This window comes from Amycolatopsis magusensis, from assembly GCF_017875555.1.
Lineage (GTDB): Bacteria > Actinomycetota > Actinomycetes > Mycobacteriales > Pseudonocardiaceae > Amycolatopsis > Amycolatopsis magusensis.
On record NZ_JAGGMS010000001.1, the window covers coordinates 8,876,203 to 8,897,103 of the forward strand.

At 70.7% G+C, this 20,901-nt stretch carries 17 protein-coding genes; 8 read left to right on the top strand and 9 right to left on the bottom strand.

Translation table 11 applies throughout. The features are described 5' to 3' along the window. Positions 1–7: 7 nt before the first annotated feature. From JOM49_RS39935 to JOM49_RS39945, 3 genes are all read right to left on the bottom strand, one after another. On the bottom strand, positions 8–670 hold the full coding sequence (locus JOM49_RS39935) for a histidine phosphatase family protein (RefSeq protein ID WP_209669697.1): 663 nt from the start codon (positions 668–670) through the stop codon (positions 8–10). Then, positions 670–1,422, bottom strand: a complete 753-nt coding sequence (locus tag JOM49_RS39940; protein ID WP_209669699.1) for an SDR family oxidoreductase — start codon at positions 1,420–1,422, stop codon at positions 670–672. The genes JOM49_RS39935 and JOM49_RS39940 overlap by 1 nt, the downstream gene beginning before the upstream one ends. A 71-nt stretch (positions 1,423–1,493) precedes the next feature. After that, on the bottom strand, positions 1,494–2,705 hold the full coding sequence (locus JOM49_RS39945) for a S8 family peptidase (RefSeq protein WP_209669701.1): 1,212 nt from the start codon (positions 2,703–2,705) through the stop codon (positions 1,494–1,496). Between the two features lie 229 nt (positions 2,706–2,934). On the opposite strand from JOM49_RS39945, the gene JOM49_RS39950 reads away from it, so the two are divergent. Continuing rightward, complete coding sequence (locus JOM49_RS39950; RefSeq protein ID WP_209669703.1) at positions 2,935–3,825, top strand: hypothetical protein; 891 nt, start codon at positions 2,935–2,937, stop codon at positions 3,823–3,825. A 25-nt stretch (positions 3,826–3,850) separates the two neighbouring features. Here JOM49_RS39950 and JOM49_RS39955 read toward each other — a convergent pair whose 3' ends face one another. Then, entirely contained in the window at positions 3,851–5,473 is a 1,623-nt protein-coding gene (locus tag JOM49_RS39955) for an acyl-CoA synthetase (protein WP_209669705.1), read from the bottom strand. A 132-nt stretch (positions 5,474–5,605) separates the two neighbouring features. On the opposite strand from JOM49_RS39955, the gene JOM49_RS39960 reads away from it, so the two are divergent. From JOM49_RS39960 to JOM49_RS39970, 3 genes are all read left to right on the top strand, one after another. Beyond that, positions 5,606–7,297, top strand: a complete 1,692-nt coding sequence (locus tag JOM49_RS39960; protein ID WP_308159031.1) for a bifunctional 3'-5' exonuclease/DNA polymerase — start codon at positions 5,606–5,608, stop codon at positions 7,295–7,297. Positions 7,298–7,369: 72 nt separating this feature from the next. Then, positions 7,370–7,795, top strand: coding sequence for a hypothetical protein (locus tag JOM49_RS39965; protein WP_209669707.1), 426 nt, complete (start codon positions 7,370–7,372; stop codon positions 7,793–7,795). Then, positions 7,792–8,613, top strand: a complete 822-nt coding sequence (locus tag JOM49_RS39970; protein ID WP_209669709.1) for a hypothetical protein — start codon at positions 7,792–7,794, stop codon at positions 8,611–8,613. Before JOM49_RS39965 ends, JOM49_RS39970 begins: the two co-directional genes overlap by 4 nt. A 6-nt stretch (positions 8,614–8,619) precedes the next feature. Here the strand turns inward: JOM49_RS39970 and hrpA are convergent, their stop codons facing one another. Then, positions 8,620–12,519, bottom strand: a complete 3,900-nt coding sequence (gene hrpA / locus JOM49_RS39975) for an ATP-dependent RNA helicase HrpA (protein ID WP_209669711.1) — start codon at positions 12,517–12,519, stop codon at positions 8,620–8,622. A 94-nt stretch (positions 12,520–12,613) separates the two neighbouring features. Between hrpA and JOM49_RS39980 the strand changes: the two genes are divergently transcribed. Further along, positions 12,614–13,270 (top strand): hypothetical protein, encoded by a 657-nt coding sequence (locus JOM49_RS39980; RefSeq protein ID WP_209669712.1) that lies wholly within the window; start codon positions 12,614–12,616, stop codon positions 13,268–13,270. Here JOM49_RS39980 and JOM49_RS39985 read toward each other — a convergent pair. The 3 genes from JOM49_RS39985 to JOM49_RS39995 all read right to left on the bottom strand — a co-directional run bounded on the left by JOM49_RS39985 (position 13,217) and on the right by JOM49_RS39995 (position 15,969). Further along, positions 13,217–14,377, bottom strand: coding sequence for a lactate 2-monooxygenase (locus tag JOM49_RS39985; RefSeq protein WP_209669714.1), 1,161 nt, complete (start codon positions 14,375–14,377; stop codon positions 13,217–13,219). The two genes, JOM49_RS39980 and JOM49_RS39985, sit on opposite strands and share 54 nt — an antisense overlap. Next, complete coding sequence (locus tag JOM49_RS39990; RefSeq protein WP_209669716.1) at positions 14,374–15,555, bottom strand: cation:proton antiporter; 1,182 nt, start codon at positions 15,553–15,555, stop codon at positions 14,374–14,376. The genes JOM49_RS39985 and JOM49_RS39990 overlap by 4 nt, the downstream gene beginning before the upstream one ends. An 81-nt stretch (positions 15,556–15,636) precedes the next feature. Then, positions 15,637–15,969, bottom strand: a complete 333-nt coding sequence (locus JOM49_RS39995) for a hypothetical protein (RefSeq protein ID WP_209669717.1) — start codon at positions 15,967–15,969, stop codon at positions 15,637–15,639. 129 nt (positions 15,970–16,098) lie between these two features. Here JOM49_RS39995 and JOM49_RS40000 point away from each other — a divergent pair, with 129 nt between their 5' ends. Beyond that, positions 16,099–17,322, top strand: coding sequence for a multidrug effflux MFS transporter (locus JOM49_RS40000; RefSeq protein WP_209669719.1), 1,224 nt, complete (start codon positions 16,099–16,101; stop codon positions 17,320–17,322). Here JOM49_RS40000 and JOM49_RS40005 read toward each other — a convergent pair. Next, complete coding sequence (locus tag JOM49_RS40005; RefSeq protein ID WP_209669721.1) at positions 17,300–18,529, bottom strand: NAD(P)/FAD-dependent oxidoreductase; 1,230 nt, start codon at positions 18,527–18,529, stop codon at positions 17,300–17,302. The genes JOM49_RS40000 and JOM49_RS40005 overlap by 23 nt on opposite strands. 147 nt (positions 18,530–18,676) lie before the next feature. On the opposite strand from JOM49_RS40005, the gene JOM49_RS40010 reads away from it, so the two are divergent. Next, positions 18,677–18,880, top strand: coding sequence for a hypothetical protein (locus JOM49_RS40010; protein WP_209672200.1), 204 nt, complete (start codon positions 18,677–18,679; stop codon positions 18,878–18,880). Positions 18,881–18,925: 45 nt separating this feature from the next. Beyond that, positions 18,926–20,893 (top strand): SDR family oxidoreductase, encoded by a 1,968-nt coding sequence (locus JOM49_RS40015; protein WP_209669723.1) that lies wholly within the window; start codon positions 18,926–18,928, stop codon positions 20,891–20,893. The last annotated feature ends 8 nt before the right edge of the window (positions 20,894–20,901 follow it).

Consider the following 20,901-nt stretch of genomic DNA (forward strand, 5'->3'; position numbering starts at 1 on the left):
GAACTCCTCAGCGGTAGGTGAGCAGAACTTCGGCTTCCCCCGAGAAATGGGCGTGCTCGTTGAACGAGAGCAGGCTCACCCCACCACGTCCGGAAACGAGCTTGGTGATGCCGCCGTTGACCGTCACCCGGTTGAACTTGACCAGCCCCGCTTCGGGTGTCCCGGTCAGCGCACCGCACAGCACCGCGATCACCCCGCCCGAGGTGAACACCACGCCATCCTGCCCCTTGCCCAGCGCACCGGCCAGTTCGGCCAGCGCGCCGGAGACCCGGTCGAAGAAGGCGGGCCAGGTTTCGGCGCACGGGCTGTCGTGCCCGGCCAGCACCCAGTCGACCAGTGCCTGGTCCAGTGCCGCCTGGAAGGCGCGCGGGTCGGCGCTGTCCTGCGAGATGCCGCCACCGTGGTGCTTGGCGATGTCGACGTGGTCGTACTCGTTCCACCGCGGGTCCTCGCCGATTTCCGGCGGGCCGCCCAGCACCTGCAGCGCGCTCGCCGCCGTCGCCCGCTGCCGCGAAAGCGAACCGCAGCGTGCCTGCGCGAACTTCACCCCGCGTCGCGCGAGTTCCTCGCCGACCACTTCGGACTGGCGGATACCGCGCTCGGACAGCCGGTCGTAGTCCTCCGCGCCGAAGGAGGCCTGGCCGTGCCGGACCAGGTAGATGGCGCCCATCAGGCGAACTTCCGCAGTACCGGCAGCGGCGCGACCCGCATGATCACGCTCAGCGGCAGCCATGGGAACGTCGGCACGAAGGCTTTCGCCGGTTCGCGTTCGATGGCCTTGACCATGGCCCGCGCGCCCGCTTCGGCACCGGTTTGCAGCGGGTTGCGCCCTTCCGAGCGCGCGCTCATCTCCGACTCGATGTAGCCGGGCAGCAGCGTGGTCACCTTGATCGGCTTGCCTGCCACGTCCGCCCGGATGCCGTCTGCCAGCGCGGACAGCCCGGCCTTGGACGCGGCGTAGGCGGTCAGGTTCTTCGGCAGACCGCGCAGGGCGCTGAACGAGGACACGAAGACCAGATGCCCGGCGCGCTGGTCGCGGAAGATCTCCATGGCTGCCTCGGCCTGCGCGAGCGCGGCGACGAAGTTCGTCTCCAGCGTCTGCTTGTTGGCGTCGAACCGGCCGGTGCCGATGGGCTGGCCCTTGCCGAGCCCGGCGTTGACGATGATCCGGTCGAGGGTGCCGAACTCCTCGCGGAACTCCTTGAACACCTCGAACACCCGGTCGTGGTCGTTGACGTCCAGCGCGCTGGTGAGCACGGTCACCCCGTGGGCGGATCGCAGCTCGGCGGCCAGCGCGTCCAGCCGCCCGGTCCGGCGCGCGCACAGCGCGAGGTCGCGCCCGCGAGCGGCGAACTGCCTGGCCATGCCCTCGCCCAGGCCGGAGCTGGCACCGGTGATCAGGATCTTCTTCCGCACGGTCATCCGCCTACCGTACTAGCAAGTAACAAGCGGGGCCCGGCGCGAACGCCGGGCCCCGCTCAGTCACTGAAAGCTCACTTGCCGGTGTAGAGCAGCTTGTTCGGGGTGCCCGAACCCGGGTTGGTGATCTTGTCCGGGGTGGCCGCGCCGGTCAGCGCCTCGGCGACCTGGGCCGGGGTGGCCGAGGTGTTCGCCGACAGGTACAGCGCCGCGGCACCCACCACGTGCGGGGTGGCCATCGAGGTGCCGCTGATGGTGTTCTCGGCGCCGTCGTTCCAGGCCGAGGTGATGTCGGTGCCCGGGGCGTAGATGTCGACGACCGAACCGAAGTTGGAGAAGCTCGACTGCGCGTCCTGGTCGTCGCTGGAGGCCACGGTGATGGCCTCCTCGACGCGGGCGGGCGAGTAGCCGCTGGCGTCGGACGAGTCGTTGCCCGCCGCCACCGCGAAGGTCACGCCCTTGCCGATGGCGCCCTGGACCGCGGCGTCGAGCGCCTCGTCCGGACCGCCGCCGAGGCTCATGTTCGCCACCGACGGGCCGCTGGCGTTCTCGGCCACCCAGTCGATGCCGCCGACGACCTGCTCGGTGGTGCCGCTGCCGTTGTCGTCGAGCACCCGGACCGGGACGATCTTGACGCCCTTGGCCAGGCCGTACTCCTTGCCGCCGATGGTGCCCGCCACGTGCGTGCCGTGCCCGTTGCCGTCGGTCGGGTCGTCGTCGTTGTCGATCAGGTCGGCACCGCCGGACACGCGGCCTTCGAAGGTCGGGTGGTCGGCGAGCACGCCGGTGTCGACCACGTACGCGGTGACGTTGTCCGCGGTGGTGTCGTAGTTGTAGGCCTGGTCCAGCGGCAGGTCCTTCTGGTCGACCCGGTCCAGGCCCCACGACGGCGGGTTCTGCTGGGTCTCGCTGGCGTGCACCGTCTTGGTCTGCGACACGAAGGCGACCTTCGGGTCGGCCGCGAGCTGCTTGGCCTCGGCCTCGGTGGCCTTGACCGAGAAGCCCTCGAGCGCGGAGCTGTAGGTGCGGCTGACTTCGGCGCCGTACTGCGAGGCCAGGGTCTGCGCCTGGGTGCTCACCGCCGCCTTGACCTCGCCCTGCGCCGCGACGACGTCCTTGAGCACGACGATGTAGCTGTCCGCGACGGCGTTGGCGTCGTTCGCGCCGAGGATCTGGCCTTCAGCCGCCTGCACGGGGCCCGCGGTGAAGGCGGCGACCGCCGCCGTGATGCCCGCGGCGGCGACACCCGCCGTGGTACCGCGCCAAAGCTTCCGAGAGTTCGCCATGAGCTGCCTTTCTCGTTCCCGACCTGGTTGCGTGGCAGCCATGCAATCCCGGCAGCCGAGGCCCCGGCAATGATTCACAGTTACCAGTACTAGGCCGTTCACCCGAACGTGACTACTCCGTTTGGCGTAGAGTTTAGCACGCAGCTACCAACCGAAGTCGTTACAGATCACTGCTAATGTTGTCCCTATCGTTACCCACGAGTAGCCGGAGTCTGGGGGCGGGAATCGGATGAACGGGGAGCCGAACGGGTTCGCCACCGCGCTGCGCGGGGCCATTTCCACCAGCGGGCTGAGCCTCGACCGCGTGCAGGCCCGATTGCAGTCCCGCGGGGTTTCGGTCAGCGTCACCGCGCTCAGTTACTGGCAGTCCGGGAAACGGCAGCCGGAACGGGCCAGTTCCATTTCCGCGGTGCGGGTGCTGGAGGAGGTGCTGGAGCTGACCAGCGGGGCCCTGCTGGGCCTGCTCCCGCCGCCCCGGCCGCGGGGTGCGTCGTCGCGCCGGGAGCGCTCCGCGCCCAGTCCGGCACAGACCGTGCTCAAGCCGATGCTGGCCCGCATCGGGGCGCCCCACGCGCTGGAAAAGCAGCAGTCGCTCAAGCTCGTCGGACTGCACGATCACTGTGCGGTGACAGAGGATGGGGGTCCGCGGGTGGTCACCGCGCGGGCGGTCTTCCAGGCCACCGCGGACGGGCAGGACCGGTGGCTGCTGGTGTACGACCAGGGCCAGCCGGAAGCCCCCGAACTGACCGCCCTGCGCAACTGCCGGCTCGGCCAGGTGGAGGTCGACGCCGAGCACGGCCTGACCGTCGCGGAACTGCTGTTCGACCGGCCCATCGACCGGGGTGAGACGCAGCTGATCGAGTACTCGATGGTCGACGAAGGACCGCCCAACCCCCAATGGCGGCATTCGCAGTTCCGCGCATTCCACCGGCCGGTTCGTGAATACCTGCTCGAAGTGAGTTTCGAGAACGGGGAAACGCCGGAGAAATGCTGGCAGTACACCCGCCCCGGGAACCACGAACCCGAGGTCCGCCGGGAGCTGAAAATCGATGACGCGAACGCGGTGCACGCGGTCGCGCTCGACTTCGGTCCCGGCGTCTTCGGGATCGAGTGGAGCTGACCTACTTTAGTAGGTGATCTTGGTCTTATTTCAGCTCTGAGCGAAGGACTTTGCCGGTCGCGTTGCGCGGCAGCTCCGGCAGGAACTCCACCTCGCGCGGCACCTTGTACCGCGCCAGATTCGCCTTCACGTACGCCCGGATCTCCTCTTCGCCCAGGTCAGCGCCCTCGGCGGGGACCACGAACGCTTTGAGGCGCTGGCCGAACTCCTCGTCGGCTACCCCGATGACCGCGGCCTCAATCACGTCCTCGCGTTCGACGAGCAGATTTTCCACTTCGATCGGGAAGACGTTCTCACCACCTGAGACGATCATCTCGTCATCGCGGCCGTCGATGAAGAGCAGGCCGTTTTCGTCGAAATGCCCGACATCACCGCTGGACAGCAGGCCGTCGATGAGTTCTTTGTGTCTGCCGTCGGTGTACCCGGTGAAACTGAGCCCGCTGCCGACGAACACCCGGCCGGTGACGCCCGGCTCGGTGATCCGCTTGCCGTGCTCGTCGTAGAGCACCACCTTGCAGCCGACCGGCGCCTTGCCGACCGTGCCCGGTGCCTTCCGCCAGTCCTCCGGGGTGGCCACGGTGGCCACGGCGACCTCGGTGGAGCCGTAGAGGTTGTGCACCACGTCCCCGAACAGCTTGGTCGCCCGGTTGCCCAGGTCCGGCGAGAGCGCCGAACCGGCGACGAAGATGATCCGCAGCGCGGAGGTGTCGTATTTGCCGATCACCTCGGGGCCGAGGTCGACGATGCGCTGGAGCATGGTCGGCACCACCACCAGCGCGGTGCAGCGGTGCTCGGCGATACCGCGCAGCGTGGCCTCCGGGTCGAACTTGCGGCGGAGCACCACCTTCGAACCGAGCGCGAAGGAGAGGATGGACTGCGAGAGGCCGGTGGCGTGGAACATCGGCGCGGCCAGGAACGTGCTCTCCCCCACCCGCAGCGGGATGCGGTCGAGCAGCTGCGCCGAGTCCAGCCCGGAGACGCTCGGCCGGGGCGCGCCCTTCGGCGTGCCGGTGGTGCCGCTGGTCAGCAGCACGAAACCGCCGGGCTTGGCCGGCGCGGGCAGCGGCCGGTCGTCGGTACTGGCGATCAGCTCGTCGAGCACCGGCACGTCCTGGTGGCGGCTGCCCTGCTCGGTCCACGCCAGGTAGCGGTCGCCTTCGATGCCGTCGAGCAGTTCGGTGAACTCCTCGTCGTAGACCAGGGCCTTGACCTGCTCGCGCTGGGCCACGTCGGTCAGCTGCGGTTTGGCGAAGCCGGTGTTCATCAGCAGCAGGCGGGCGCCGAGCTTGCCGGTGGCGAGCGTGGCGAGAACCAGGCCGCGGTGGTCGCGGCACAGCGCGGCGACCATGGTGCCGACGCCGATGCCGCGGTCGGCCCAGGCCCTGGCGAGCGCGTTGGACCGGTCGTCGAGCTGCTTGAAGGTGAGCGGGCCGAGTTCGTCGACCAGGCCGACGGCCTGCGGGTCGCGGCGGGCCGAGATGTGGTTGGCCCCGGCGAACGGCCCGAACTTGCGCACGGCGACCAGTGACCGCAGGCCTTCGTCGAGTCTGGGGAAGGGGACGAGCCCGGCCTGCCAGAGCACCCCGACGCTCCGCGCCGTGTCCGTCACCTTGGTGACCAGCTCGGAAACAGTGGTCGGGTATCTCATCCGGGCACCTCCGTTGCTGCAGCGGCCGAGATTTGCCATACCGACGGTATGCGCAGTTCGACAGTATTCGGCTCGCCGCGTCCTTGTCGAGTGCACCGGTTTCTGTCGGTGGTGAGGCGCACAATCTGGGGCGTGCACATGTTCGTGGCGGATGAAGGAGAGGAGCGGTACTCCCTTCGTGAACGCGGATCGGCCCAGGGGGTCGAGGTGGACGCGGCCGAGCTGGCCAAGCGCGTGGCCGAGCTGGAGGAGCAGCGGCGGCCGCGCTGGGTCTTCCCGGCGGCCGACCAGGTGTACCCGGTGCTGCTGCGGGCCGGGGTGCGGGTCGCGCGCGGGCACGACCTGTCGCTGGTCGAGGGGTTGCTACTGGCGGCCGAGGGCCGGTCGGGCGAGCCGAAGGGGCTGGCCGGGGCGTGGGCGCGGCTGCGGGGGCTGGAGCCGCCGCCCGATCCCCCGCCACCGCACGAGTCGGCGCAGGCGGCGCTGTTCGACCCGCGCGGGTCCGGACTGCCCGCGGGCACGCGGGCGACCGACGCGGCGGAGGCGGTGCTGGACGCCCAGGAACGCCGGATCGCGGCGACCCCGCACCCGGAGCGGTTCCGGCTGCTCACCGCGGCCGAGTCCGCGAGCGGGCTGGCCGCCGCCGAGATGGCCCACGACGGGCTGCCGTGGCGTGCCGACGTGCATGACCAACTGCTCACCGAGTTGCTCGGCCCCCGGGTCCCGGCCGGGCAGCGGCCACGGCGGCTGGTCGAACTGGCGGAGGAGATCAGTGCGGCCTTCGGCGGGCGGCCGGTCAACCCGGACCACCCGCCGGGCGTGGTGAAGGCGTTCGCGCACGCGGGCATCGAGGTGCCTTCGGCGCGGGCGCACGTGCTGCGGCGGGTCGAGCACCCGGCGGTGGCGCCGCTGCTGGAGTACAAGGAGCTGGCGCGGCTGCATTCGGCCACCGGGTGGGCGTGGCTGGACACCTGGGTGCGGGACCACCGGTTCCGGCCGATCTGGGTGGTCGGCGGCGTGGTGTCCGGTCGCTGGGCCAGCGGTGGCGGGGCGGCCCTGCAGATTCCGAAGACGCTGCGGGTGTGCGTGCGGGCGGATCCGGGCTGGAAGCTGGTGGTCGCCGACGCCGCGCAGCTCGAACCGCGGGTGCTCACCGCGTTGTCCGGGGACAGGCAGCTCGCCGAGGTCTCCGGCGCGACGGACCTGTACACCAGCCTGGCCGAGGCGATGTTCGCCGGCGGGCGGACCGTGCCGGGCCTGCGCAACAAGGACCTGGACGACCGGGGCCGCGCGAAGATCGCCATGCTCTCGGCCATGTACGGCGGCACCTCGGGCGAGGCCGGTCCGCTACTGGCCCTGCTGCGTCAGCGCTTCCCGGCTGCTGTGTCCTATGTGGAGCATGCGGCGGTGGCGGGGGAACGCGGCGAACGCGTGGTCTCGCGGCTGGGGCGCACCTCGCCTGCGCCGTCCGCCGCCTGGCGCGCGCTCACCGGCGACGCCTCCGGCTCGGCGGACGACCGCGCCCTGCGCGCCGCCCGCGACTGGGGCCGGTTCACGCGGAACTTCGTCGTCCAGGCGAGCGCCGCGGACTGGACGGCGGTGCTCATCGCGACCCTGCGCCTGAGCCTGCCCGCCCCCGCGCACCTCGTCTTCTTCCAGCACGACGAGGTCATCGTGCACGCCCCGGCCGAATTGGCCGCGGAAGTGGAAGCCCGCATCACCGCGGCCGTCGAGGAAACCTCCGCGCTGGTATTCGGCCCCTCCTGTCCCGTCCGCTTCCCGCTCCACATCGCCACCGTCGATTCCTACGCCGACGCGAAGTGAAGTTCCCCGACTTCGAGACGCCCCGGCCGGTCGCGCGCTATCGTCCGATGACCAGGCGAAAGGACGAAAGCCATGGCAGCCGTGCAGCCATCGGGCAGCGGTGGGTACCAGGTCAAACTGGCCGCGCTCGAATCGGGCAAGGAGTCGCTGGCCGAATTGCGGCGGCAGTTCGCGGCCGCCGACAAGGCGCTCAACGGAAACGTCGAGGCGAGCACCCTGGACGAGGGCAAGATCGCCGGGTTCGGGAAAGATTCGGACATGTGGCGCGATTTCCCGTCCGGGATCCGCGACGCGAAACGGGAGCTGGCACCGGTACTGATGAACTGCCTCCAGCAGCTCATGGACGGGCGCAAAGCGCTGCACGAATCGTTCACCGCCTTCGAGACCCGGTTCGGCGCCGCGCTCAACAGCTACCAGGAAGCCGAAGCGCAGGGCGTGAAGACGATGTCCGCGATCCTGAAGGACCTGCCCGGCACCGAGAAGCGGGCTGGCTCATGAGCGACTGGATGGCCGGACCGCCGTACAACCTGGTCCTCGACGCGACCTACAGCCACATGTTCCCGTTCTTCAAGGAGCACGCGGCTTTCGCGAACTTCCAGCTGGACGACTCGCTGCACGCGCCGGACCTGGTGCGGCACGCGTGCGCGGTCACCGCGGTCGACGACAACACACTCGGCTCGACGTACGAAGCGCTGCGGCAGGTCTGGGTGGACGGTGGCGACGACACCATCCACCAGGTCGACGCCTTCCTCACCAACGTGATCTCCCAGCAGAACTGGGACGGCGCCTCGGCCGACCTGGCCAGAACCTACATGGGCGCGGTCAAGGCCTACCTCGTCGCCGAGCAGAGGGTGCTCACCTCGGTGATCGCCGCGGTGCTCAACTACGGCAGCGTCATCGAAGCGGGCATCGAGAACTTCGACCAGCTCATGTTCGCCTTCTGCGAGCTGTCCTCGCAGAAGCAGGAGGACGACGACCGCGAAGAACTCATGCGGGCAATCACCATCATCACCATCGTCGCGGGCGTGGCGACCGGCGGGATCGCGAGCCTGCCCTCCCTGGCCGGCGGGTTCATCGCCACGGCGAGCGCGGCCGCCGCCCAGATCGTCAGCGAGGAGGAGGAAGTGGCCGCCGGTGGCGACTGGCAGGGCATCGTGAACTCCTACGTCGGCAAGGTGCAGGAGGTCGCCGAGGCGCTCCACGGCAAGATCGACGACATCACCGAGTCCCTGAAGATCCACGTCGACACGCTCAGCCTGGACGCACCCGACCTGCAGCCGATCCAGAAGCTGACCGCGAAGCAGGCACCCGCCTGACGACGGTCAGCCGGCGGGGACGGCCGCGTCGTCCATCGCGCGCAGCACCCGCTTCACCGACACCGGGTACGCGGTGCGCAACGTCTGGGCGAAGAAGCTGACCCGGAGTTCCTCGATCATCCAGCGCACGTCCCGCAACGCGGCCGAGGACGTACCGCGCGGTTGCGCGTTCACCAGTGACCGGTACTCGTCCCGCAGCCAGTGGACCTCGCGCAGCCGCTCCACGTCCCGCGCCGGGTCGCTGGGCAGCTTGTCCAGCCGCCGCTCGATCGCCCGCAGGTACCGCACCAGGTCCGGCAGCCGCGCCGAGCCGGTGGCCGTGACGAACCCGGGGAACACCAGCTCGTCGAGCTGCGAGCGGATGTCGGCCAGCGACTCCGCCAGCGCCGGTCCGCGCACCTCGGTCAGCCGCGTCTCCACGTCGATCGACGCCCGCAGCACCTGCTCCACGTCGGCGAGCACGCGCACCACCGTGGCGTTCAGCCCGGTCCGCACCCGTTGCAGCAGTACGGCGAAGCCAGCCTCGTCCCAGGTCGGCCCGCCGCCCGCGGCCATCAGCTCGTCGAGCGCGCAGTTGACGCAGTCCTCCAGCAACGCCGCGACGCTGCCGTGCGGGTTCCGGTTGAGCACCAGCTTCGCCTGGTTGCCCAGGTTCCGGTTGATGAACTTCATCGGCGAGGGCACGTTGAGCCGCAACAGCTTCCGCGTGCCCAGCCACATCGAGTGCGCCTGCTCGGCGGGTGTTTCGAGCATGCGGACCGCGACCGTCTCGCCCTCGTCCACCAGCGCCGGGTACGCCTTGACCTCGAGCCCGCGCTGCTTGCGCTCGAACACCTTCGGCACCTCGCCGAACGCGGGTGAGCTGAGCCCGGCGCGTTCCACGTTGTCCGCGGCCTTCGAGATCGACGCCCGAAGCTCCCCGGTCAGCCGCTGCCGCAGCGCTTCGAGGTCCTTGCCCTCGGCGAGCTTCTTCTTGCCGTCGACCACGCGGAAGGTGACCTTCAGGTGCTCGGGCACGGTGCCGAGCTGCCACGACTCCGGCGGGATCGAGACCCCACGCAACGACTCCAGCTCGTCGGCCAGCACGTCGAGCAGCGGGCCGTCCGCGGGCGAAACCCGGGAGAGCGCCAGCTTCGCGTGGTCCGGCGCGGGCACGAAGTTGCGGCGGATGGGCTTCGGCAGCGACTTGATCAACGCGGTGACCAGTTCCTCGCGCAGCCCCGGCACCTGCCAGTCGAACCCGTCCGCGGTGACCTGGTTCAGCACCGGCAGCGGGATGTGCGCGGTCACGCCGTCGGCGTCGGCCCCGGGCTCGAACTGGTAGGTCAGCTTGAGCGAAATGCCCTCGGGCGTGGTCCAGGTGTCCGGGTAGTCGGCGGCGCTGACGTCCCCGGCCTTCGCGTTGATCAGCATCGACTTCTCGAAGCTGAGCAGGTCGGGCTGCTCGCGCCGGGTCTTCTTCCACCAGGTGTCGAAGTGCCGGGCGGAGACCACCTCGGCGCCGAGGCGCTGGTCGTAGAACTCGAAAAGGGTCTGGTCGTCGACCAGGATGTCGCGGCGGCGGGCGCGGTGCTCCAGGTCCTCGACCTCGGCCAGCAGCGCGCGGTTCTCGTGGAAGAACTTGTGGCTGGTCTGCCAGTCGCCTTCGACGAGCGCGTTGCGGATGAACAGGTCGCGGGAGAGTTCGGGGTCGATGCGCCCGTAGTTCACCCGGCGGTCGGCCACCAGCGGCACGCCGAAGAGCGTGACCTTCTCCAGCGCCATCACCGCGCCCTGCTTGCGCTCCCAGTGCGGCTCGGAGTAGCTGCGCTTGACCACGTGCGCGGCCAGCGGCTCCACCCAGTCCGGCTCGATGCGCGCGTTGACCCGGCCCCACAGGCGCGAGGTCTCCACCAGCTCGGCGGACATCACCAGGCGCGGCTGCTTCTTGAACAACGCCGAGCCGGGGAAGATCGAGAACCGCGCGCCGCGGGCACCCAGGTAGTCGCCCTTGGCCGGATCCTTCAGGCCGATGTGCGACAGCAGCCCGGAGATCAGCGCGGTGTGCACCTGCTGCGGGTCGGCGTCGGTGGTGTTCGGGGTGACGCCGAGCTGCTTGGTCAGCCGCCGCAGCTGGCTGTGCACGTCCTGCCACTCCCGCACCCGCAGGTAGTTCAGGAACTCCGCCTTGCACAGCTTGCGGAACTGGTTGCCGGACAGCTCCCGCTGCTGCTCGTGCAGGTACTGCCACAGGTTCAGGTACGCCAGGAAGTCCGAGGTCTTGTCGGTGAACCGGGCGTGCTTCTCCCCCGCCGCCTGCTGTTTCTCGGCCGGTCGCTCGCGCGGGTCCTGGATGGACAGCGCGGAGGCGATCACCAGCACCTCGCGCACGCAGCCGGCCTTCTCCGCCTCCAGCACCATGCGGCCCAGTCGCGGGTCCACCGGCAGCTGGGCGAGCTTGCGGCCGACGTCGGTGAGCCGGTCCTTGACCTCCTTGGCCGAGGCGTCGAAGGCGCCGAGCTCCTGCAGCAGGTTCACGCCGTCGGCGACCTGGCGGCGGTCCGGCGGTTCGACGAACGGGAAGGCGGCGATGTCCCCGAGGCCGAGCGAGGTCATCTGCAGGATGACCGACGCGAGGTTGGTGCGCAGGATCTCCGGATCGGTGAACTCCGGGCGGGCGAGGAAGTCGTCCTCGGAGTACAGCCGGATGCAGATGCCGTCCGAGGTGCGGCCGCAGCGGCCCTTGCGCTGGTTTGCCGAAGCCTGCGAGACCGCCTCGATCGGCAGCCGCTGCACCTTGGTGCGGTGGCTGTAGCGGGAGATGCGCGCGGTGCCCGGGTCCACCACGTACTTGATGCCGGGCACGGTCAGCGAGGTCTCGGCGACGTTGGTGGCCAGCACCACCCGGCGCCCGGTGTGCCGCTGGAACACCCGGTGCTGCTCGGCGGAGGACAACCGCGCGTAGAGCGGCAGGATCTCCACGCCCCGCAGGTCCTGTTTGGACAGTGCGTCGGCGGTGTCGCGGATCTCGCGCTCGCCGGAGAGGAAGACCAGGATGTCGCCGGGCCCCTCGGCGGACAGCTCGGCGACCGCGTCGGAGATCGCGGAGATCTGGTCGCGATCGGGGTCGGCGTCGGGATCCTCCGGGTCGATGATCGGCCGGTACCGCACCTCCACCGGGTAGGTGCGGCCGGAGACCTCGACGATCGGCGCGTCGTCGAAGTGCCGCGAGAAGCGCTCCGGGTCGATGGTCGCGGAGGTGATGATCACCTTGAGGTCGGGGCGGCGCGGCAGCAGCTGCTTGAGGTAGCCGAGGATGAAGTCGATGTTGAGGCTGCGCTCGTGCGCCTCGTCGATGATCAGCGTGTCGTACTGCCGGAGCATCCGGTCGCCCTGGATCTCGGCCAGCAGGATGCCGTCGGTCATCAGCTTGACCAGCGTGTTCTCGTCACCCTGGTCGGTGAACCGCACCTTGTAGCCGACCGCTTCGCCGACCTGGGAGGACAGCTCGTCGGCGATGCGCTCGGCCACCGTGCGCGCGGCGAGGCGCCGCGGCTGGGTGTGCCCGATCTGGCCGAGCACGCCGCGGCCGAGTTCCAGGCAGATCTTCGGCAGCTGCGTGGTCTTGCCCGAGCCGGTCTCCCCCGCCACGATCACCACCTGGTGGTCGCGGATGGCGGCGGCGATGTCGTCCTTGCGCTGGCTGACCGGCAGCTCGGGCGGGTACTTCACCGCGGGCACGGCGGCCCGCCGGTTCGCCACGCGCCGTTCGGCGGCCTCGATGTCCGCCTCGATCCGGGCGGCGACCGCCTCGGCGTCCCGCGCCTTCCGGGCGCCCTCCAGCCGCCGTCGCAGCCGTGACCGGTCGCGCGGCATCAATTCCGGCAGGCGGGACCGGAGGCCATCGAGGGAGGATTTCGCAGACATACGGCGTCGAGAATACCGCTGGGTGATCGCCGGGGCCGCTCAATTACCGCGTCGCGTGACCGAGGGCACCCCGGACGCAATACCCTTGTCCGTCGTGACCGGTGAAAAGCTTCCCCGCCGGCTGCCCGGCCTGATCGCCGTGGTGGCCGGACTGGTGCTGGCCGCGACCGCTTCGGCGGGCCCGTGGGTGACCGCGGAACTGAGCAGGCAGAACGCCCCGGGGGTCACCTCGAAGATCGAGGGCGTGATCGAACTCAGCTGGGGGCTCAAGGGATTGCCCGAGGTCACCGAGGTTGCGGGCCCCAACGCGGCCAACGCGGACGCGGCCTCGCTGGCCTCGGTCTACCAGAGCGCGATCGAGCGCCAGCCCGCGCCGGAACTCGACCCGGCGCCCGGGTTCATCCTCGACTCCCTGCTCACCATGCTCGGCTTCACCGCGGCCGGGATCGGCGCCTTCCGGGTGTTCGGCGCGGGCAGCCGCGCGCTCTACCGCGGGGTGGCGGCGGCCGGTGCGGCGGGCGTGGTGACCAGCGTGGTGCTCGGCGACATGGCCGTCTCCTCGCTCTACTGGTACCTGGTCGCCCTACCGACCGGCGTGTGGCCAGCCACCACCTACCACACCGATATCGCCTGCGTGCTGGCGATATCGGCGGGGGTGGTGCTGTGCGTGGCGGGCTGGCTGGGTGCCCGCCGCCCGCTAGACCCTCGCCAGCGCGTCGGCGCTGAGCGCGGCGACGTCGGCGTTGCCTGACAGGCCCATCGTCATGTCGAAGTCGGCGAGCAGCCCGCGCAGCACGTGCCGGACGCCGTCCTCACCGGCGTGCGCCAGGCCGTAGACGTACGGACGGCCGAGCAGCACCGCCTTCGCGCCCAGCGCCAGCGCCTTGACCACGTCGGAGCCGGTGCGCACCCCCGAGTCGAACAGCACGTCGATGCGGTCGCCGACCGCGGCGGCGATGCCCGGCAGCGCGTCCAGCGAGGCGATCGCGCCGTCGACCTGGCGGCCGCCGTGGTTGGACACCACGATGCCGTCCATGCCCGCGTCCACCGCCTTGCGCGCGTCGTCGACGTGCTGGATGCCCTTGAGCACGATCGGGCCGTCCCAGTGCTCGCGCAGGAAGGTCAGCTGCTCCCAGGTGCGGTCGCTGCCGGTGACCAGGGAGATCCAGCGGAGGATCGCCGAGGGCGGGTCCTCCTCCGGCGTCTTCTCCAGCAGCGCGCGGAAGGCCGGGTCGGAGAACGGCACCGCCAGGCCCTCGCCGTTGAGGAAGGGCAGGTAGGCCTGGTCGAGGTCGGCCGGGCGCCAGGCCAGCGTCCAGGTGTCCAGCGTGACCACGAGCACCGAGTAGCCCGCCTTCTTCGCCCTGGCCAGGATGCTGGCGCAGACGTCGGGGTCACCCGGCCAGTAGAGCTGGAACCAGCGCGGCCCGGCCCCGTTCGCCGCGGCCACCTCCTCGATCGAGGTGGACGAGGCGGTGGACAGGATCATCGGCAGACCCAGCGAAGCGGCGGCCCGCGCGGTGCCCAGTTCCGCGTCGGGGTGCACGATCGACTGCACGCCGACCGGGGCCAGCGCCACCGGCGCCGGCAGTTCGGTGCCCAGCACCGAGACCGACAGCTTCCGGTCGGTGGCGCCGGTCAGCATGCGCGGCACGATGCGCCAGCGGTCGAACGCCTCGCGGTTGGCGCGCACGGTCGCCGCGGACCCCGCGCCCCCGGCGACGTAGGCGTAGGGCCCGGGGTCGAGCAGGTTCGCCGCCGACTCCTCCAGCTTGGTCGGGTCGGTGGAGAACAGCGGCTTCGCGCCGCCGAGCCCCTGCAGGTAGATCTCGTTCTGGTAGCCGCCGAACCGGGTCACCGCTGCCTCCTCGTCCTCGCTGGCAGCAGCCTACGGGTGAGCCATTCGGAGCGGATCACCGCGAGCGGCCCGATGATCGCCAGCAGCAGCACGTACCCGGCGATGAACGGGGCGACCCTGGCGTCCAGCCCGGCCGCGGTGGCCATGGTGGCCAGCACCAGCGAGAACTCGCCGCGGGTGAGCACGGTCAGGCCGACGTTGACGCCCTGCTGCCGGTCGAAGGAGTGCAGCTTGGCGGCGAAGGCACCGGCGGCCAGGTTCAGCACCACGGTCAGGGCGACCGCGATCAGCACCGGGACCACCACCGTGCCGACCGCGCCGGGGTCGATGCTCAGGCCGAAGATGAAGAAGAACAACGCGCCGAACGCGTCCCGCAGCGGCAGCACCAGCTTGTGGATGCGCGGGGCGACCTTCGACCCGCCGAGCATCATGCCGACCATGAACGCGCCGATCGCGTCGGACACGCCGACCTCCTCGGCCAGCGCGGCACCCAGCACGGCGACGCCGACGAAGCAGACGGTGAGCAGTTCGTCGTCCGCGGAGCCGAAGAGCTTCGACACCACGCGCCCGCCCCAGCGCGCGAGGGCGGCGAGCACGAGCAGGAAGGCGAAGGCCTTGCCGAAGTCGGCGAGCGCGGCGAGGAAGTCGTCGGCACCGCTGAGGACGGGCTGCAGCAGGGCGAGGTAGAGCGCGAGGAAGATGTCCTCGATCACGATGATGCCCATGGTCAGCCGGGATTCCGGGTTGTTCATCCGGCGGGTTTCCAGCAGCAGCTTGGTCACGATGGCCGAGGACGAGATGCCGATCGCGCCGGCGATCACCAGCGCTTCCCTGGTGCCCCAGCCGAGCGCGAAGCCGAAGGCGAGCCCGCCGCCGATGTTGAGCACCAGGTAACCGATCCCGGCGCCGACCAGCTTCCGGCCGCCGGACAGCAGGTCGTCGAGCGAGAACTCCAGGCCGAGGTAGAACAGCAGGAACACCAGCCCGAGCCCGGCGAGCACGCTCAGCTCGCCTGGATCGTCCACAAGGGACAGTCCGGGGGTGTTGGGGCCGAACAGGAAACCCGCCAGCATGAACAGCGGGATGGTGGGCAGCCCGATCCGGGCGCCGAGGCGGGCGAGCACCCCGGCGGCGAGGAAGGCACCGCCGACGGCGAGCAGGGCATGACCGGTGGTCATGGGAACTCCTTTGATGCGCAGCAGGGAGCACCACGTCGCCGGGGTTACCGGCGACGGGTGTGGTTTCGAGAAGGGGTCCTGCTAGCGCACGGGTGGCGCGCGGGCGCCCGCCGGATCACCGGGGTGGCCGGGATCGGCGTGCGGCGGCGCGACGTGCTCGGTGCGGTGCTCGACCGGGGCGGGCGGGGCCGCGGCTTCCGGTGGCAGCACGGCTATCTGGGTGATTGTCGGCGCGGGCGCGGTCCGGGTGGTGAGCGGTTCCGGGAGGGGTTCCGCGGCGAGCGAGCCGACGTGGTGGGGCTCGTGCACGACCGGTGTCCCGGTGGGCGCCGCGGCGATCCACAACTGCAGGACCAGCAAAGACAGGATGAGGATGGACCGGTGGCGCGTGCGGAACGCGTCGCTTCGGCCCATGCTTCCCTTCGGTCGGATGCACTACAAGCGTACCGGTCTCCCGGCTCAGTGCGGTGCCTCACAGCCCGGAATATTTAGTGGCGCTATGCAAGTTCACGGGGGAAGGTGTGTTCGACGAGCGGGAGCGTGATGAGTACTACCGAACAGGTCCAGGCGGTCGAGGGCGTGCGCCCGAGCAAGCAGCGGAACCTCGCGCGGTACGTGCTCATCCTCGGCGGGCTGTCCGCGTTCGGCCCGCTGTCGATCGACATGTACCTGCCCGCGCTGCCGGTGATGACCAGCGAGCTGCGCACCTCGGACGCGATGCTGCAGCTGACGCTCAGCTCGTTCATCGTCGGGCTGGCGATCGGGCAGATCGTGATCGGCCCGCTGTCCGACGCGATCGGCCGCCGCAAGCCCCTGATCGCCGGGCTGGCGATCTACGTGGTGGCGTCGGTGCTCTGCGCGCTCAGCCCGACCGCGGAACTGCTGATCGCCTCGCGCACGCTCCAGGCGATCGGCGCGGCGGCGGGCATCGTGATCGCCAGGGCGACCGTGCGCGACCTGTTCTCCGGGATCGCGATGACGCGGTTCTTCTCGATGTTGATGCTGGTCAACGGCCTCGCACCGATCTTGGCGCCGATCGTCGGCGGCCAGGTCCTCAACTTCACCTCGTGGCGCGGCGTCTTCGTGGTGCTGACCGTGTTCGGCGCGCTGCTGCTGACCGTCGCCGCGATCGCGCTGCCCGAACCGCTGGCGGTGGAGCACCGCCGTCCGGCGAAGTTCAAGCCGATCATGCGGACCTACGGCGGCCTGCTGCGCGACCGGAACTTCGTCGGCTACGCCCTCGCGTCCGGCCTGCTGTTCGGCGCGGTGTTCGCCTACATCGCCGGTTCCTCGTTCGCGCTGCAGGACGTCTACGCGCTCAGCCCGCAGCAGTACAGCCTGGTGTTCGGCCTGAACGGCATCGGGATCGTGGCGCTGGGCCAGGTCAACGGCCGGATCGTCGGCCGGTTCAGCGAACGCGCCCTGCTGCGCACCGGCCTCTGCCTGGCCACCCTCGGCGCGCTGGGCGTGCTGCTGGCGACCTCGCTGCACCTGCCGCTGGCTTTCCTGCTGCCGCCGCTGTTCCTCCTGGTGTCCAGCATCGGCCTGATCATGCCGAACGCGACCTCGCTGGCGATGGCCGAGCACCCGCGCACCGCCGGTTCGGCGTCGGCGCTGCTCGGCGTGCTGCAGTTCGTGGTCGGCGGGCTCGCCACCCCGCTGGTCGGCCTCGGCGGGCAGGGCTCCGCCGTGCCGATGGCCGTGGTGATGGCCGGTTTCACGGTCGCCGCGCTGGTCGCCTTCCTCACCCTGCCGAACCGGCGCTGAACTCGCCGCGGCGCACCTGTTCGTCGGTGACCGGGGCGCCGGTGTCCACGAGATGCTTGAGCGCGTCGCCGTGTTCCCAGACGTTGACGTTCATCGCCGCGGTGACGCGGTTCTCCCGCATCCAGCACGCCACGAACTCGCGCTCGGCGAGACTGCCGCACACGACGAGCCGATCGGTCCCGGGATCGGCGAGGCCCCGGTACTCACAGCCCAGGTCGTACTGGTCGCTGAAGAAGTACGGGGCCCGTCGGTACGACTCGTGGTCACCCAGCATGTTGCCGGCGGCGTGTTCGCCCTGGTTCTTGGCGTTCGCCCAGTGTTCGACCCGGAGGCGCCGTTCGTACTTCGGGTGGAACTGGGAGGCGATGTCCCCGGCGGCGTAGACGTCCGGCGAGGCCGTGCGCAGCAGGGCGTCCACGCAGACACCGCCGTCTTCGGCCAGTTCCAGGCCCGCCGCCTGGGCGAGGCCGGTTTCCGGGGCGGCCCCGACCGCGATCAGCACCACGTCCGCCTCCAGCATCGAACCGTCGGTCAGCCGCACGCCGGTGACCGCGCCGTCGTCGCCGACGAAGTCCGCGACCGACGTGCCCAGCCGCCAGTGCACCCCCTGCTCGGCGTGCAGGTCGCGGAACACCGCGCCCACCTCGGCGCCGAGCACGCTCTCCAGCGGCGTCGACTCCATCCCGACCACGGTCACCTCGGCACCGTGCTTGCGCGCGGCCGCGGCCGCCTCCGAGCCGATCCAGCCCGAGCCGATGATCACCACCCGCTCGGCCTTGGCGAACGCGGCCCGCAACGCGAGGGCGTCGTCGAGGGTGCGCAGGGTGTGGATACCGGCCAGGTCCGCGCCCCGGACCGGCAGCGAACGCGGTTTCGAGCCGGTGGCCAGCAGCAACCGGTCATAGGGGTGCTCGCCGCCACTGGCGTCCAGCACCAGCCGCCCGCCCAGCTCGACGCGGGTGACCCGGGTGCCGAGCCGCAGGGTGATGTCGTGCTCGGTGTAGAAGTTCTGGCCGCGGACCCAGTCCGGTTCCTCCGCGTCCCCGATCAGCAGGCCCTTCGACAACGCGGGCAGTTCGTACGGCCGGTGCGCGTCCGCGCCGAACAGCAGCACCTCACCGCGGTAGCCGCGCTCGCGCAGCGCCGCGGCGGCACCCGCCCCGGCCAGTCCGCCGCCGACGATCACGATTCGCTGGGGTTCGGCCATCGCCCGCTCCTTCGCGGCTCGGCTCGTGCTGGCTACCTGACGGTAGTTCTTTCGGGTTATCCGCGTCACGGCTCCGAATGGCTCCCGTCCCAGCCCCAGGAGGCGAGTGCGATGCGAAATCGGGGAAAAGGAGGACCGGCCGTGGCCATGCGTGACGAATGGTCGGTGAGCTGCCGCGACCTGGCGGGCCGGAAGCGCGATCTGACGGTGTTCGTGAGCAGCGACAAGGTGGTGCTGGTGGCGCCGCCGGGCGAGGCGGCGGTGCTCGGCCCGCTGGACGTCGGCCGGTTGCGGGCCGCCCTGCGTGACGCTGTGGTGACCGTCGCTCAGGCGGGCGGAGAGTACGACTGAAGCCGAGGTAGCTTACCTACTCGTCAGTAGGTAGAGTCCTGGGGCATGACCGGCTACTTCGTCACCGGGGCCACCGGATTCCTGGGTAAGCGCCTGGTCGGGCGCCTGCTCGCGAGGCGCGGCACGGAAACCGTGTACGCGCTCGTGCGGGAGACCTCGCGGGCCAGATTCGCCGCGCTGACGCGGGGCTGGCCCCACGCCGACCGGCTGGTGCCGATCATCGGTGACCTGACCGAGCCGGGTCTCGGCGTCGATCCCGAGGCGCTCGGCCGCATCGACCACGTGGTGCACCTGGGCGCGATCTACGACTTCACCGCGACCGAGCAGGCGAACCGCGACGCCAACGTCGACGGCACGCGGCACACGCTGGACTTCGCCCGCGCCACCGGCGCGCGGATGCACCACGTTTCTTCGATCGCCGTCGCCGGCAACCACGCGGGCCTGTTCACCGAGGCCGACTTCGACCTCGGGCAGGGCTTCGAATCGCCCTATCACGCGACGAAGTTCGAGGCGGAGAAGCTGGTCCGCGAGAGCGGGCTGTCGCACACCGTCTACCGGCCGTCCGCGGTCGTCGGCGACTCCCGCACCGGCGAGATGGACAAGATCGACGGGCCGTACTACTTCCTCCCGGCCATCTCCCGGCTGGCCGCGCTCCCCCGGCGGCTGCCGCTGGCCGGGCCGCACCTGGGCGCCACCAACCTGGTGCCGGTCGACTACGTGGTCGCCGCGATGGACCACCTGATGCACCTCGAACTGCCCTCGGGCAGCACCTTCCACCTCGCTTCACCGCGGCCGCAGTCGCTGACCGAGGTGTACAACGCCTTCGCGCGGGCGGCGGGCGGGCCACGCGTCGCGCTGCACGTGCCGGGCGCGAACCTGCTGCGCTCCGCCGGTCACCTCGCCGCGACCGGGGTCGACCGGCTGCCCGGCGGCCGGTCCGCGCGCCGGGCGGTGCTCGAGGAACTCGGCATCCCGATGGAGGTCCTGCCGCACCTGAGCATGGCGGTCCGGTTCGACACCACGGCGACCACCGCCGCGCTGGCGGGCAGCGGCATCGAACTGCCTTCGCTGCACGAATACGCGAAGCCGCTCTACGACTACTGGCTGGCCAACCTCGACCCGGACCGCGCGCGGCGCGGCGAGCGGCTGCGCGGCCGGACGGTACTGATCACCGGCGCGTCCTCCGGCATCGGGAAGGCGTCCGCGCTGGCCATCGCCGAGCGCGGCGCCAAGGTGCTGCTGGTCGCCCGCCGCGGTGACGAACTCGCGCGCGTGCGCGACGAGATCGTGGCCGCCGGTGGCGAAGCCGCCTGCCACCCGTGCGACCTGACCGACGGCGACGCGGTCGACGCGCTGGTCAAGGAGGTGCTCGCCGACCACGGCGGGGTCGACCTGCTGGTGAACAACGCCGGCCGCTCGATCCGGCGGTCGGTACTGCTGTCCACCGAGCGCTTCCACGACTTCGAACGCACCATGGCGATCAACTACTTCGGCCCGGTGCGGTTGATCCTCGGGCTGCTGCCGTCGATGGCGGACCGCGGGTTCGGGCACGTGGTGAACGTGACCACGCAGGGCCTGCAGACCGACACCCCGCGGTTCTCCGCGTACCTGGCGTCGAAGGCGGCGCTGGAGGAGTTCGGCCTGGCGGCCGGGCGCGAGACGCTGTCGGACGGCATCACCTTCACCTCGGTGCGCATGCCGCTGGTCCGGACGGACATGATCGCGCCGACCGGCCTGTACCGCACGCTGCCCGCGGCCAGCCCGGAAAGCGCGGCGAAACTGGTGGTCAAGGCACTGGAACGGCGACCGGAGATCCTGAACCGGCCGGAGGGCACGGCGGCGGAACTGGCCACGCGCACGGTTCCCCGGCTGGCCCGGTTCGCCGCGCACCTGGTCTACCGGGTGGTGCCCGAATCGGCGCCGGAAGCCCGGGGCGCCGGGCAGCGTCCGCCGCTGGCCGCGGTGGCCGGGGCACTCACCCGCTTGGCTTGGCGCCGCAGCTCCGGCCGATAGGCTAGCCT